Source organism: Carboxylicivirga agarovorans (assembly GCF_050589845.1).
Lineage (GTDB): Bacteria > Bacteroidota > Bacteroidia > Bacteroidales > Marinilabiliaceae > Carboxylicivirga > Carboxylicivirga agarovorans.
The window spans coordinates 83,675-98,548 of record NZ_JBNGPA010000002.1 but is presented as its reverse complement, the minus strand read 5'-3'; the positions used below and the strand labels follow the sequence as shown (position 1 = coordinate 98,548).

The window sequence follows — 14,874 nt, the reverse complement described above, 5'->3', positions numbered from 1 at the left end:
CTTGTTTGAATGCTTAATGTTCTACAAGCGTAACTCATAGGCAGCTTCTCTTTACAGGCTGTCCACTCCCTGTTATATTTACCTTACTATTTTATTTGCTTTGACAATTGTACTTGTATCAATGTACAATCAAGGAGCTCGTATCATTAAAATCGCTGACAATGACAACTAACAATAAAACCATAGGCCGTCCTGACCCAAACGGCGCAGGCATGCCATCCATTAAAGAATTATTAGGCAAAGAAGATACAGTAAAGCAAGCCGAAAGGTCTGCCTCGGCTGAAGGTAACTTTTACCAACCGCTGGGTGACAGGATTGGTCCGGGAATGAACCCCCGTATTCAACGCCTGCGAAAACTGAGTTTTGATGCTGAACCAAGCATCTCAATAGAACGTGCTTTACACCAAACAGCCTTTTACAAAGAACATTATGGCAAACATTCCATTCCTGTTTTGCGCGCCTTAACCTTTTTAGATCACTGCCAAAAGAAAACCCTCTACATGGGCGATGATGAGCTTATTGTTGGTGAGCGCGGACCACTGCCAAAGGCTGTTCCCACCTTCCCTGAATTAACCTGCCATAGTGTGGAGGATTTTCATGTGCTTAACACCCGCGACCAGCAAAGATACATAACCAGTCAGGAAGATATTGACACCTACGAACGTGAGGTTATCCCTTACTGGCAGGGACGTACCCAGCGCGAGCGGATTTTCAACCATGTGCCTGAGGAGTGGAAGCGTGCTTATGAAGCCGGTTTATTCACCGAATTTATGGAACAACGCGCACCTGGCCATACCTGTTTAGATGGCAAAATATACCAAAAGGGTATGCTTGACTTTAAAAAGGATATTAAAGCTCATCTCGATTCCCTGGATTACCTGACAGATCCTGAAGCCAACAACAAGGCTGAGGAGTTAAAAGCCATGGATATTTCATGTGATGCTGTTATCGTCTTTGCCGGGCGCCATGCCTTACTGGCCGAAGAAAAAGCTAAAAATGAGCAAGATCCGCAGCGTAAAGCTGAATTGGAAAAGATAGCCGAAGTGTGTCGATGGGTACCGGCCAACGCGCCACGTAACCTGCACGAGGCCATACAGATGTATTGGTTTGTTCACCTTGGCACCATTACTGAGCTCAATGGCTGGGATGCCATGAACCCGGGGCATTTTGACCAGCACCTGGCTCCTTTTTATGAAAAACAAATTGAAGAGGGAACCATCACCCGTGAGGAAGCTAAAGAGCTGATCAGTTGCATGTGGATCAAAGTAAATAACCAAACGGCTCCTCCTAAAGTGGGTATCACAGCCAAAGAAAGTGGCACTTACAATGACTTCACAAACATCAATATTGGTGGTGTAAAGGCCGATGGTTCTGATGGCGTCAGTGCAGTATCATATATTATGCTGGAAGTGGTGGAAGAGCTGCACCTTTTGCAACCGGGTTCTTCAGTACACATTAGTCATGTAACACCCGATAAGTTTCTGAACGCGGCCTGTAAGGTGATTCGTCAGGGACATGGTTATCCTTCGGTTTTCAGCCCTGAAACCTATATAACTGAAATGCTGGCACAGGGAAAATCACTGAAAGATGCCCGTGAGGGTGGCTGTAGTGGTTGTATTGAGGTCGGTGCTTTTGGAAAAGAAGCCTATGTACTGACAGGCTACCTGAACGTCCCAAAAATACTTGAGGTGACCCTGAACAACGGTATTGATCCCGTAACGGGTAAAGTAGCTGGCTGTGAATCAGGTGATCCGCGAACCTTTAAAAGCTATGATGAACTATATGCAGCTTTTAAGAAGCAACTGGAGTTTATTATCGATCAAAAAATGCGTGTGAGCAATTACATCGATACCATGTTTGCCAAGTATGCACCTGCTCCGTTCCTATCGGTTGTTATTGAGGACTGTATCAGTAAAGGGCGCGACTACTACAACAGTGGTCCGCGATACAATACCAATTACATTCAGTGCACCGGGTTGGGAACAGTGACCGACAGCCTGGCCACACTTAAGCACCATGTTTTTGAAAAGAAAACATTTGACATGGACCGAATACTTACAGCTGTTGCCAATAACTTTGAGGGTGATGAAATACTGCGCCAGACCATTGTTAACCGAACCCCATTCTTTGGTAACGATGATGAGTATGCCGACGATATTGCATTAAAAGTTTATGATGACCTTGTAAAAACCATTGACGGCAAACCGAATATCAAAGGTGGTAAATACCATCTAAACATGTTATCAACCACCTGTCATGTGTATTTCGGAAAAGTAATGGGAGCAACACCCAATGGCCGACTGGCCGGTAAGTCCATTTCTGACGGTACATCACCATCACATGGATGCGATATCAATGGACCATCGGCCGTTATTCGTTCACTCACCAAGCTTGACCATACGCGTTCGGGCGGTACCCTGTTGAATATGCGCTTCCTGCCAAGCCTGTTAAAGCGTGATGAAGATGTGGCTAAAATGGGCAAACTGATCCGCAGTTATTTCACGATGGGAGGTCACCATGTACAGTTTAATATTGTTGACACGGCAACATTGCGTGCTGCACAGGAGTCGCCTGAAGACTATAAAGATTTGTTAGTTAGAATGGCCGGTTACAGTGATTACTTCAATGACATGAATGCCGATTTGCAACAAGAGGTAATTGACAGAACAGAGAATGAATCGTTTTAACAGATAGTTGGTTGTTAAATGAGGATGTCCAAAACGAAGGATATTGCTCGCAAAGAACGCAAAAGAAGAAAAGTGCAGAGCACGCAAGGTATTGAAAAATAACACCATATACTTTGTTATCTTTGCTTAATTCTTAGCGACCAAAGCGTGACACTTAAGATTTGGACAGCCTCGATTAATTTTCTCCATCTTTCAATTCGTTAATTCGACAAACTATTAGTTTAATACGCATATAGCTATGGAAACTCCCAGCTTAATATTTGATATAAAACGCTACGCCATCAATGATGGTCCGGGTATACGTATTACCATTTTTCTCAAAGGTTGTCCTTTACGTTGCAAATGGTGTCACAACCCCGAGAGTCAAAGCAAATTGCAACAGAAAATGTATAACAACAGCAAGTGCATTGCCTGTGAAGAATGCATAAAACACTGCCCTGAAAATGCCCTGTCACTCACCCCTGATGGCATTACAACAGACATTGAAGCCTGCACTATGTGCGGCGTTTGTGCCGAGGTATGCCCAACCAAAGCCATTGAAATGACCGGCAAAACAATGAGCGTGCCGGAAATAATGAAACAAATCAAAAAAGAAACCATGCTGATGGATAAATCAGAAGGTGGCGTAACATTCTCTGGCGGGGAACCATTGTTGCACCATGAATTTCTTATTCCGTTGCTTGATGCCTGTGGTGATGAAGGCATTCACCGTTGTGTTGATACAACGGGCTATGCCAAACCTGAGGTGTTAATGGAAGTTGCCAAGCGCACCGACCACTTTTTGTACGACCTGAAGATGATCGACTCGGACAAACACCAGCAATGGACAGGAATGCCCAATGAGAAAATTCTGAGTAACCTCAAGATGATTGCCGAAACAGGCGTTGACATTAACATACGCATCCCCTTGATAAAAGGTGTTAACGATGATGAATGGAATATCCGGGAATCGGCAAAACTGCTTGCCGGCCTTAATGGTAAAAAACCTCTGGTTAACCTCCTACCCTTTCATAACATAGCTGAAAAGAAATATGAGAAGTTAGGCGAAGAGTATGACAAAGGCGAAATGGAAGAACCCTCGGCTGAAAGGCTAAAGGCGATCATTGCCATTTTTAAGGAACATGGTATTGAGGCAATAATAGGAGGCTAATGACCGGGGAAGAAATGAATGAGCCTTGTCAAAAAGGCTTAAAACCACCTCCCCTCTCCTTCGTCGAGGTAATCCTCCTATGCTAGGAGGAGAGCTGATTTACAGCTTGCAAATTACTATAATTGTGAACCTTGAGATCTTTCAGAACACTCCAAGGCGATGCCCCAACCACTACTTATTGATTTTGCTAAACTTATAGCTAAAAGAAAGTAACAGGCGCCTTGTAATGGCTTTTGAAGTATTGTAGGCAATTATTCCATCGGCAGAGTTAGTCATACGCTTACGTTCCATATTGTCAAATACATCTGAGTATTTAAGGTATAACGAGCCTTTCTTTTTCAATACCGCTTTTCTTAAGCCCATATCAATGAAATAATACTCAAACCGCCTTCCTGTAATGGTATTCACCGGTGACTCATAAGCTCCCGTCAGTTGTATTCTGAAACTCTTTCCTAAAATAAGATCGGAGGTAATTTTACCACTGTAGGCATAATCGGCTACCTTAAAGGCATTGTCTTTAACAACACCTTCAATATCCTGATGCATTACCAGGAAATTAGACTTTATATCCCAATGGTCGCTGATACGGTTACTGAGATTTAACTCTGCCCCCAACTCCCTGCTGTTACCAAGATTCATGAACTGCCTAAACATAATATCACGCCCATCTTCTACAACCAGGTACTGATATTGGTTAAACATGTCTGTATTTTCTTTCCAGAATACAGATGGTGAGATGGCATGTTTACCCAACTGCCAATGAACAGTCAGTTCGGTGTTGGTAGTTTTCTGTGGTTTTAGCTCTGGATTACCTCCCGATTTTGAGTATAAGCCATTGTATACAACAAAGGGATTCAATTGCTTATACTTAGGCTGCTTTATACGTTTGGACCACGATAAACCCACATTACATTTCTCACCAAATTTCCTTGAGAATTGAACAGTGGGTAATAAATGATGATATGTTTGGTGTACTCCACTATCGGCGGTAATTGAATAGGGTTCAACGGTGGTATACTCATATCGCAAACCGGCAGATATAAACACCTCTTTAAGCTCTGTTGATACAACTGTGTATAACGCCGGGCTCAGCTCCTCAACACTAAATGAGTTATTCCTGGAGTCATCACCTGACACCTCATAATCTTCTGATTCCTGCCGGTAGGTATATTTAGTTTTTAAGAAAATATTATCAGCTTTCGAATAACGGTACAATACTGTGGCGCCTGCTTCCAGCTTCAGTTTCTTACCAAGAGGATGTTCATAATCAATATTCAGGCGTGTACTTTCAATCTCCTCGGGCATTCCACGCTCCTGTGTACTGTAGTCCTTCTTTGGTGTAGCGTCATTAACATCATATGGTTGTATGGTTCGGAACGACGGTGCATCATTACGCTGCTGTTCATATTTAGCAAACACATTAAGAGACGCCTTGTTATTAAAAGATTTTTTCCACCTGCCATTCAGCTCCCAAAAGAACCGTTGACGCTCCCCCTTTCCCTGTGTTTCATTATGACTCTTTAGCGTTGAATCGGCTCGCCTATTAAAAGACGAGTTAATAGTGGAGTAGTTTTGAAAACCGCTTTTATACATACCCCTTACATCAACAAACTGCGACTTATCAATCTGGTACTTGAATCCCTGTCGTACCATCAGGTCATCGGTTTCCCGTTCGGTAAAGCCTGCATTATTTAAGTATGATGTATCGTTATTTATTACAGAGCTTCGATTCAGCAAGGACTCCACTTCATCGGTATTATGCTTATAACTCACATTGGTATATGAGGTCCACTTCTTCATACGTAAAGTGTAATTGGCTGAAGCCACATACCTTTCAGGTGTTCCGATGGCAGCTTCCAATCTTCCGTTTGAACCTTTTATCTTATCTTTTTTAAGCACAATATTAATGATGCCATTTCCGTTACGGGATGAGTATTTGGCAGACGGATTAGTAATGATCTCCAGTTTATCAACTGTTTCTGCAGGCAGTTGCTCAAGCACATTAGCCAAATCTGTTTCAACCCCATCGACCAGTATCGTCACCGGAGCACCTCTCAACAACACATTATTATCCTCATCAGTCGTCACCGAGGGCACAAAACGCATCAGGTCGATGGCACTCTCGCCGGCCCCGGCAATATGCTCACCCACATTAATGGTTGTCTGACCAAGACCCTGTTCAATAAAAGGTCGCCTGGCTGTGACCTGAACCTCATCAAGTCGAGTACGTTTGCGTCGGATCACAAGTGTATCGAGCGTCAGGTTCTCACCCCGCCGGATAAACAAACTATCTTGCTTATAGGGATCAAAACCTATGTAATGCACCTGCAAGCTGTAATAACCTGGTGCTATGTGTTCAATCTGAAAATTCCCAAGACTATCGGTCACTCCCCCTCCTGTTAAGGACTGCGTTTTCATATTCAACAGAGCAACGTTGCAAAACAACACTGCTTTATTGTTAGGCTTCACAATCGTTCCCCTAAGTGTTGCATCTGATTGTGCCCAAACACCTGAACATATCAGAAAGAAAGCCAGAACATAAAAAACTATAGTATACTCCCGAAGTCTCAAAATATTTAAATTAGCTTGATCGAAGCGTGACAAATATGCATTAAAAGCATTGACTCCATGTAGCAGATAGTTCAAAAATTGTGTTTATATGTACGTTTCACCAATGTTACCAGCAGGCAATAATCACTCAAAGCCACCTGGTTCAAACCATTACTCTATAAATGTTTTATAATGGTCAAAACGTTCAAAGATCTCCCTCACATATGTGTATGGCTCGGTACCTCGCAAATACCCATGCTTAACCATTGGGTCATTAAAATTCTTCGGGTAACGAAGGGCTAATATCATCTTCTCAACATTATCGTCCCATCTGTTTGGATCAAGATTATATTTTTTGGCCAAACGCCTGGCATCTGCAACATGACCATAACCACAATTGTATGCGGCAAGTGTAAACTTTATTTGTTGCACTGAATCTTCGACCGATTCAAAACGGCCCAGCAGGTGATCGAGGTAACGTACACCTCCCGACAGGCTTTGCTCAGGATTACTTCTCCACTGTACGCCAAATTCTTTCGCCGTAGCCGGCATCATCTGCATTAAACCAACCGCACCTGCCCACGACACAGCCGATGGATTAAATTGAGACTCCTGGTAAACCTGTGATGCCAACAAACGCCAATCCCAGTTTATGTTAGCCGATTCACGCTTTATCAGTTCATCGTATTTACTGATCTTATTTTGCTTCAGGCTATAAAAATCACTTTTTACACGACTGCGATAATCCTTTTTGTTCTTGTAGTACTTATTGTAGATGACGTAGTATTCACTTTCTTTTTTATAATCCTTCAACCAATCATTGATTTCTTTTAACAAGTGAGGCGAGTTTTTTCGAACTACCCAGCCCATATTCTGGGTGGTACTGACAGCTACATCAATATTCAGGATCGGGTAATAAGATGCCATCAGACTGGCAATATTCAGATCAGCAACCGTTTGTTTAACCCTTCCATCAGCCACCATCTCAATTATTTCCTCTGTGGTAAGGTCGCCGGGTAAGGTATCAACAAAAATCTCTCCTCCAATCTCATCGGCCAGGTTCTTTAGTCGCTGATGATAGGAAGAGTTAACACGAACAGAGACGGTATCACCCATTAATTCAATCGCATCATGCAGTAAGGCATCTTCAATGTTTCTCCAGTGAAGATCATGCCAGTTATCAGGCATCTTTTGCACCAATACCTGGCGGCTGGTGTACAAAGGCTTTGTAAACTTGACGAATTCTTTTCGTTTGCGAGTCTCTGTCAGTCCATGGGCTACCAGGTCAACATCGCCTCTGTTGAGATAGTAAAATAAGCTATCGATACTGCCTACTGTTTTTAAGTCGATCTTTAAGCCCTTTAGCTTAGCAAACTGCTCCAACAGCTCATACTCAAACCCCATTGGGCGTCCTTTGTATAAAAAATAACTGGTCCCGCTATAGGTAGTCAGTACTTTTAATACACCGTCTTCTTTGATCGCCTTCCAATCTCTCTTAAAGTTAAACTGCTGACCGGTGATATCTTGTTCTTCACGGGTTTCTTTCACTTCCGAGTTTGTCTCAGGCTTGCTGTTACAGGCCATCACAATCAAAAGCAGGACCGGGAGAACTGCATAATTAAGTATCTTCATGTGTGTTGGTTTAGGTCATTAACACGGCCTAAAAATATTATTTCTTTGTTATTCAACCAATTTCAGATACAAAAACAAGCAGATAACAATGGCATAAGAAAACCAGTAAAGTGATTCAATAACAATAAAACCATAGTAAACACGTTTTTTATGTGTCTAATTATTATTTATTTTTGGTTCTTTATAAAAACTTGGACCTGATGCCCATTAATACAGCATACTTTAAATACCTGGTATATATTTTAGTTGCCTCAGCAGCACTCAGCGGATGTGTTGGGGGCAGTAAGCTTGGCAATGCCAACAAAGCCTATTTAATTGGTGAGTACGACCGCGCTGCTGCGCAGTTTAAAAAGGCTTATCGCAAAGAGAAGCAACGATACACTAAAGGAGAAATTTCATACTACCTTGGCGAATGCTACCGCAAAACCAATAAACCCAGAAAAGCCCATTCCAACTACAAAAAGGCTGTCCGCTACAACTACGAAATGGCCGATGCCGGATTATACCTGGGCGATTGTTTACTGGCATCGCAGAAGTATGAAGAGGCCATAGAGGCTTATGAAGCCTACCTGGAGAAAGAACCTTTGGACAAGCGTGCTCATAATGGTATAGCATCATGCAAATTAGCACTGAACGACTCTATAAAGACGCGCTACACTGTTGAGAAGATCAAAAAGTTAAGCAATACACGCTATAGTGATTTTTCACCTGGCTATGCCAGTACTGATTACGACCAGGTTTATTTCTCGTCTATGCGTACGGAAAAGAAAAAACGCAAGAAGAGCAGGATCACAGGTCAGGGTGGCTCCAATATTTACATGGCTAAAATAGATGCCAAAGGCGAATGGACTGACCCTGAATTGGTGGATGAAACCATCAATTCAGAATTTGACGAGGGAAGTGCCACCATGTCCTCTGACGGTAAGCAAATGTATTTTACGCGCTGTCGCTACGATAATGAGCAACCCCGAAGCGCTGAAATGTTTATGGTAAGTCGTTCAGGTGGTAAATGGGGCGAGCCGGCCCAAATAGATATAGCGGATAGCCTATTAGTAGCACACCCAGCCATATCGCCCGATGGCGAAACACTTTATTTTGTGAGTGACATGCCAGGTGGTCAGGGAGGAAAAGACATCTGGAAAGCTAAAAAAGGCGGCGAAGGCGGCTGGGGTGAACCTGTTAACATGGGAAGTGTCATTAATACGGCCGGTGACGAAATGTTCCCGTCCGTTCGCCTGGATGGCTCTTTATATTTCAGCTCAAATGCTCATGTCGGATACGGTGGCCTGGATATTTACCGTGCTGTTTTTAATGAAGAAAAAGAAGACTGGGAAGTGCATAATCTTGGCCGTCCCATAAACAGTGAAGGTGATGATTTTGGCATTGCCTTTAAAGGATTGGAAGAAGCTGGTATTTTCAGCTCATCAAGAGGTAGTTCGAAAGCTGTCGACAACCTGTATGAGTTCAGTTTACCAAAACTTGAATTCAGCGTGCGAGGCCAGGTTTACAGCCAGAAGACCGATGAACCAATAAGCGAGGCATACCTTCGGTTAATTGGTACAGATGGTACGAATGTTAAACTCAACATCCGTAATGACGGAAGCTTTGGGGCTAAACTGGCACCTTCCACTGAATATGTCTTTATGGTAGCCTCGAAAGGTTACTTCAATTACAAACACAAACTTTCAACTATTGGATTGGCCGATAACAAGGAATTTGAATATGAAGTGGGAATGATGCCGATGGAAGATGCTATCGTTCTGAAAAACATACATTTTGCAAAAGATGATGAATCATTAAATTCTGATTCTCAACAAGAACTGGATCGCCTTGCGGCAATATTAGGCATGAATAAAGCTATTGTTCTTGAAATAGTAGCCCACGCATCAGGAGAAGGATCAGGCTCTCAGGCAGTTGTTCTTTCACAAAAAAGAGCACAGGCTGTTATGGATTATTTAATGCAAAAAGGAATAGCTACTGAACGTTTATCAGCAAAGGGAGTTGGCGACACTGAACCCGTTACCTTAAGTAAGCGTCAGGCAAAAAAATATAAGTTCCTCGATGAAGGCGATGTGCTGTCACAACGGTTTATCAGACAAATAAGAGGTAATTCAAACAAAGAGGCTGCCCACAAATTAAACAGGCGTATTGAGTTTAGGATAAAGGAGTAAATTGCTTGTTGACAAATCGATTGAGAGATGAGAGGTGAGAGATGAGTAGTGAGACCCGGGACTATGCACGGGGCACTACAAAAGTTAATTCGATGAAAAGATCATTTGCTTATCAGTTCAACAAATCAACTGTTAAAGCCCTCAACTATCAGCTTCACCAATCAACAATTCGGCTCCTGATAACTATCGACAAATAATCGAACAAACAGCTAAATTCCCCATCCCTCCCGTATTTAACAATAATCACCATCAACAAGGGTGTAATATATGAATGTGGCTAATTACTTCCCTGAAAATGCCTTCGGTAACTCTTAGGGACTAATTAAGTAATGCATTGAGTTTTCTTCGGTATTTATTAAGTATGGCTTCGGTAACCCTTCGGAGCTTCTTCGGTAATTCTTCGGTAATCCTTCGGATCAACCTCGCTGGCAGCGAGGTTGATCCGAAAAAGACCCATGGATGGTAGCGGGCAGGTACTACATTGATACAATGCCACCAGGTGGGTTATTTTGTTAAATACAAAGACGTAAAACACCTCTCTTCTCCTTTGTTAGGAGGAGAGCTGATTATCAGCTTGCAAATTCCTATAAATATGAATGTTGTGCTCTTTTCGGACGCTGGAGCGCTTTGCCCGGGCTATGATATGGCAGACCTACAGCCTGCTGGTTACAGCTTGAAAAAGCCATTCGGAAGGTATTACCCTTGCCATTGTTTAAAACAACTTCCTTACCAACAAAACCAGCGGCTCAGACAAATAAGTAATACCAAATGACCAAAGGACTATACCCATTAGCAGATAAAACAAGAATTTACGGGTATTATCAAGAAGCGCCATTCCAATAACCAGTGCAATAAAAGGCCCTAATAAGCCTGTCACCATTAAACCCAGACCATGTACCCCGTATTTCTCCATCCAGTTGGAGAATTTGGCTTTCTTAGCTTCAAAAGTTTTACTCCCGTATTTATTCATGAGCCACTTACGAAAAGGCTCGCCAGAGAAATAAACCAATAAAGCTGATGATACAGCACCTAAGGTGACTAAAGAAGCCGTCATCCAAGGTTTTAAACCCAGTGCAATACCAACCGGGATTCCTTTCCAGATACCGGTTGCACCAGCCAGATAAACGGCAATATATTTTCCTATCTCTTCCATGGCTTTTTTAAAAGGCTGCAATGATACTAAAAAAATACCTGCCTCTTTCCAATAGCCTTTAATTTATAACAATTACTATTCATAATGCCTCTTAAGCTCTTTTCACCCCTAAAAGCACTATGTATATGTACGGCATTATACCAGCACATTTAATTATCTAGATGGTATTACCTGTACCTCATCGGCAAATATCCATGAAGGCAGACCAACAGCATGATGCCACTCAGGCGCCGTTCCCAGATTTTTAGCCTTTACCTTAATGTACCTTGCTTCAGTCGATGAAAAGGACAAATCAAACAACTGTGTATCATTTACCTTACTATCTTTTCTCAATGGCCGTTTGTTCTTTACCGTACCCAAAGAGTGATAGTTTTCACCATTGACCGATGCATAATACTTAACCTCAACAGGAAAAAACACAACATGATTCATGACCTGCAAAAAGCCGGTTGATATCTTATTGATCTCCTGTTTTTGTCCCAGATCAATAACAGCCACCATATCGTTTCCTTCAAATCCTAACCAGCTGGCATAAAAACTCCCCCCTCCAAATGCATTATCAGTAAGTGTTTGTGGATCTTCATCAGCATATTTACGAGCTTTGGTCAAAAGGGTCACAGGTTTATTGGAAGCCAGGTTATAACCTGCTGCACGCTTTTGGTTGCGCTCATACAAATTGAGATAATCAGACACCATAAAGCGGGTTTCATTCATCATGGTAATCCCTCCTCCCTCACAACTATTTTTAAACTCCTGTACTTCTCTCGTAACAAGATTACTGTTACTTAGCGAGTATTTCTCAGATAGGTTAGCACGGCAAGCCTCAAGGGTCGCATACCTCACTCCTAACCTGGCACGTTTAACACGTTTTAGAAGTTCTGACTGATCTGACACAGCGGTTTCAGCCTCATCAAAGATCTGATTATAATTATCCAATGCTTCAGCTCTCAAAAAAGAATCAAAGGCCTGAGATGGACCTCCATACAGAAAGAGGAAAAAATCAGGATATTCTGCCAGTTCTTTATGTACCTGACCGATATACTGAGCTACCTTATGGCCTGCCTCAGCATAGTAACCATCACAAAACTCCCGTATCAGTACATCCGTATTACGTTGCGGGTCCCATAACAGGCGGGCCAGCAAATAAGACCTAAGCTCAAAAAGTTCACTCGGGTTATGACTATGCTGTTCGAATATCCACCTGGCATTATTATCAGTAAAGAAACTAATATTCGGTTCCAGTGTGTAAATATTGGGGAATGGAGCCAGAAAATTGGTAAACTGTGTTGTATAATCCCATATCCTGATATTCTCAGTCAGGTATTTCCAGCCATTCAGATCAGTTGCAAAGTCAGAACATCCCTCTTCAATAGGTACACTGCGGTCACATTCAATGGAACAAAGGGTGATCAATACATTATCCAAGGGTTTGGTCTTACATGCTTTCCGGGTATACTGATAGGCCAGGGTTGATATGGTCTTATCAGGGAACGATTCGGCAACCGCATTGACAAAACGAATCATGGAGCCTGACGGACTCCCCTCCTCTTTATCAACTGCTGCACAGTTTTCACATTGGCAATACTGTGTATTATCATCCTGGCTTACTGAAACCACCGAAGCGTCAGGGTTATTAATAAAAATACCGGCAACCGTATCTTTAATAATCTTCAGCACTTCAGGATTACTTAGGCAAAGTTGGGTTGTTCGCCTTTTTCCATCAACAAGTGCATAATATTCAGGATAATCATCAAAGTACCTGTCTGCAGGAAGGAAGCGATGAAAAGTATGCACCCTTGCTCCTGACGCGTACATGGGGAATGCCTCGTAGGTAACCCTTTGCTTATCTGCAAAGTCGTGATGCTCATAAAATAATTTGGAATGAACGGTACGCACATGGACCGGCGGGGAATATCTGTAAGTTCTATCTTTATTAATCTGCAACCTGTCTGTTTTTGGGACGGTTTCTGAATCCGGGGACCAAAAACGACAAGCCAGTTCTCTTTCGAGGAATTCATAAACTGCATATTTCAGATACTGCTCATCACTACCTTCAATATACAGGTTGTTTCCTTCCATATAATAATTTACATACGGGTTTTCCTTTTCTTCCCCAACAGCCAGACGGATAACATAGCTATTACCCTCTACATCACCTACAAGAACAGGTAGCTTAACTTGTGTCGATTCGTATATATACCTTTGAAGTATTTCCGCAGCATCCTTAACGGAAGGTGTAGCCTGGGCATTTAGCACAATCCTGTAATCTGAATAACCCTTGTTAGTAATGTAGATAGTCCCGGGCTGGCATGAGCATACAACAATTGCCAATAATAGACTGAAAAGATAGATTCTCATAGCTGATTTGTTTAAACGCATCAAAAAGCAGTAAGATATTAATGCATAATTGACATGCTCAAATATATTAACTATCAACATCATCTGCCGGACAATCATGTTCAATAGTTAACCACCTATGTTTATGAGGCATATTAACCAGCAGCTCTGCCTTTTTTCTCTGCAATAAAACTGACAATAATTAATTGCAAGGCATGGTAGATCATAATAGGCACCAGGAACAATCCCTGTCCTGTAGCATTTTGAAACAACACCTTGGAAAAAACCGTTCCGTGTACCAGCGATTTTTTTGAGCCACAGAATAAAGCCGCAATTGTATCTTCCCTGTTAAAACCCATAGCTTTTGAGGCCAGTCCAATAATGCCGTAAACAACAAAAAACAAGACCAATACTGAGATTCCTATCAGCAGTAAGTCAAGCAGACTTATTTCTTCAAATAATCCGGCAGTAAACGACTTACTGAAACTCTTATAAACGATTAATAGAATCACCATTTTATCGAATCGTGCCAAAAGCTTCAGGTGCCTTTTAATAAACCTTCCAAAATACCTGTGCAGCAATAAACCGACCATGACAGGAACCAGGATTTTAATGACCAGGTCGACAATGATCTCTGAAAAATCAAATGTCCCTTCAGCACTCCAGAACAAACCCATCCATAATGGGGTAAGCACAATCCCGATCAATCCGGATATACTGGCGTTGAAAATAGCTCCCGCCATATTCCCACGGGCCAAAACAACCATTACGACCGACGATGAAACTGTAGAGGGTAACGCTGCCAGGAAAAACATCGCTAACCATATCATTTGTTGTTCCCCGGTATGCATCAATGGTTTGAATGCAATAACCAATAAGGGGAACAAGACGAAAGTGGCCAGTTGAATAAGCAGATGAAGACGGTAATTACTAAGCCCTTCTTTCATTTGTTGCGGGCTTAATTTTAATCCGTAGAAAAAGAAAATCAGGGTTATGCCAATATCTGTGAGCAATTCAAGGTTAACGGAACCGTTATAAATACCTGGCTGAGGAAAAAACCAGGCCAGCAATATCATTGTCAGGAGCCCCAGAATAAAGGCATCAATCTTTTTAAGCATACTCTATTTCCTGTCTGTTAAGTAATGGTATTTAAATGACAAAAATACAATTTAACACGATTATCAATGCCATATA

Annotated in this window: 8 protein-coding genes; 3 read left to right on the top strand and 5 right to left on the bottom strand. The window is 42.1% G+C overall.

Annotated elements, in window-relative coordinates:
- Positions 1-161: 161 nt before the first annotated feature.
- Both hypD and ACRD69_RS02550 read left to right on the top strand, forming a co-directional pair.
- On the top strand, positions 162-2,687 hold the full coding sequence (gene hypD / locus ACRD69_RS02555; RefSeq protein WP_430813497.1) for a trans-4-hydroxy-L-proline dehydratase: 2,526 nt from the start codon (positions 162-164) through the stop codon (positions 2,685-2,687).
- Positions 2,688-2,925: 238 nt separating this feature from the next.
- On the top strand, positions 2,926-3,837 hold the full coding sequence (locus tag ACRD69_RS02550; protein WP_430813496.1) for a glycyl-radical enzyme activating protein: 912 nt from the start codon (positions 2,926-2,928) through the stop codon (positions 3,835-3,837).
- A gap of 171 nt (positions 3,838-4,008) precedes the next feature.
- Here ACRD69_RS02550 and ACRD69_RS02545 read toward each other — a convergent pair whose 3' ends face one another.
- Both ACRD69_RS02545 and ACRD69_RS02540 read right to left on the bottom strand, forming a co-directional pair.
- Positions 4,009-6,408, bottom strand: coding sequence for a TonB-dependent receptor domain-containing protein (locus tag ACRD69_RS02545; protein ID WP_430813803.1), 2,400 nt, complete (start codon positions 6,406-6,408; stop codon positions 4,009-4,011).
- 150 nt (positions 6,409-6,558) lie between these two features.
- Complete coding sequence (locus ACRD69_RS02540) at positions 6,559-8,019, bottom strand: MltF family protein (RefSeq protein WP_430813495.1); 1,461 nt, start codon at positions 8,017-8,019, stop codon at positions 6,559-6,561.
- Positions 8,020-8,219: 200 nt separating this feature from the next.
- Here ACRD69_RS02540 and porE point away from each other — a divergent pair, with 200 nt between their 5' ends.
- Complete coding sequence (porE, locus tag ACRD69_RS02535; RefSeq protein WP_430813494.1) at positions 8,220-10,190, top strand: PorE family type IX secretion system protein; 1,971 nt, start codon at positions 8,220-8,222, stop codon at positions 10,188-10,190.
- A 712-nt stretch (positions 10,191-10,902) separates the two neighbouring features.
- On the opposite strand, the gene ACRD69_RS02530 is transcribed toward porE, so the two are convergent.
- The 3 genes from ACRD69_RS02530 to ACRD69_RS02520 all read right to left on the bottom strand — a co-directional run bounded on the left by ACRD69_RS02530 (position 10,903) and on the right by ACRD69_RS02520 (position 14,798).
- Positions 10,903-11,343, bottom strand: coding sequence for a VTT domain-containing protein (locus ACRD69_RS02530; protein WP_430813493.1), 441 nt, complete (start codon positions 11,341-11,343; stop codon positions 10,903-10,905).
- A gap of 153 nt (positions 11,344-11,496) precedes the next feature.
- Positions 11,497-13,701 carry a glycoside hydrolase family 20 protein gene (locus tag ACRD69_RS02525; RefSeq protein ID WP_430813492.1) on the bottom strand — a complete coding sequence of 735 codons (2,205 nt, stop codon included), beginning with the start codon at positions 13,699-13,701 and terminating at the stop codon, positions 11,497-11,499.
- Positions 13,702-13,835: 134 nt separating this feature from the next.
- Positions 13,836-14,798, bottom strand: coding sequence for a bile acid:sodium symporter family protein (locus ACRD69_RS02520; RefSeq protein WP_430813491.1), 963 nt, complete (start codon positions 14,796-14,798; stop codon positions 13,836-13,838).
- Positions 14,799-14,874: the final 76 nt, after the last annotated feature.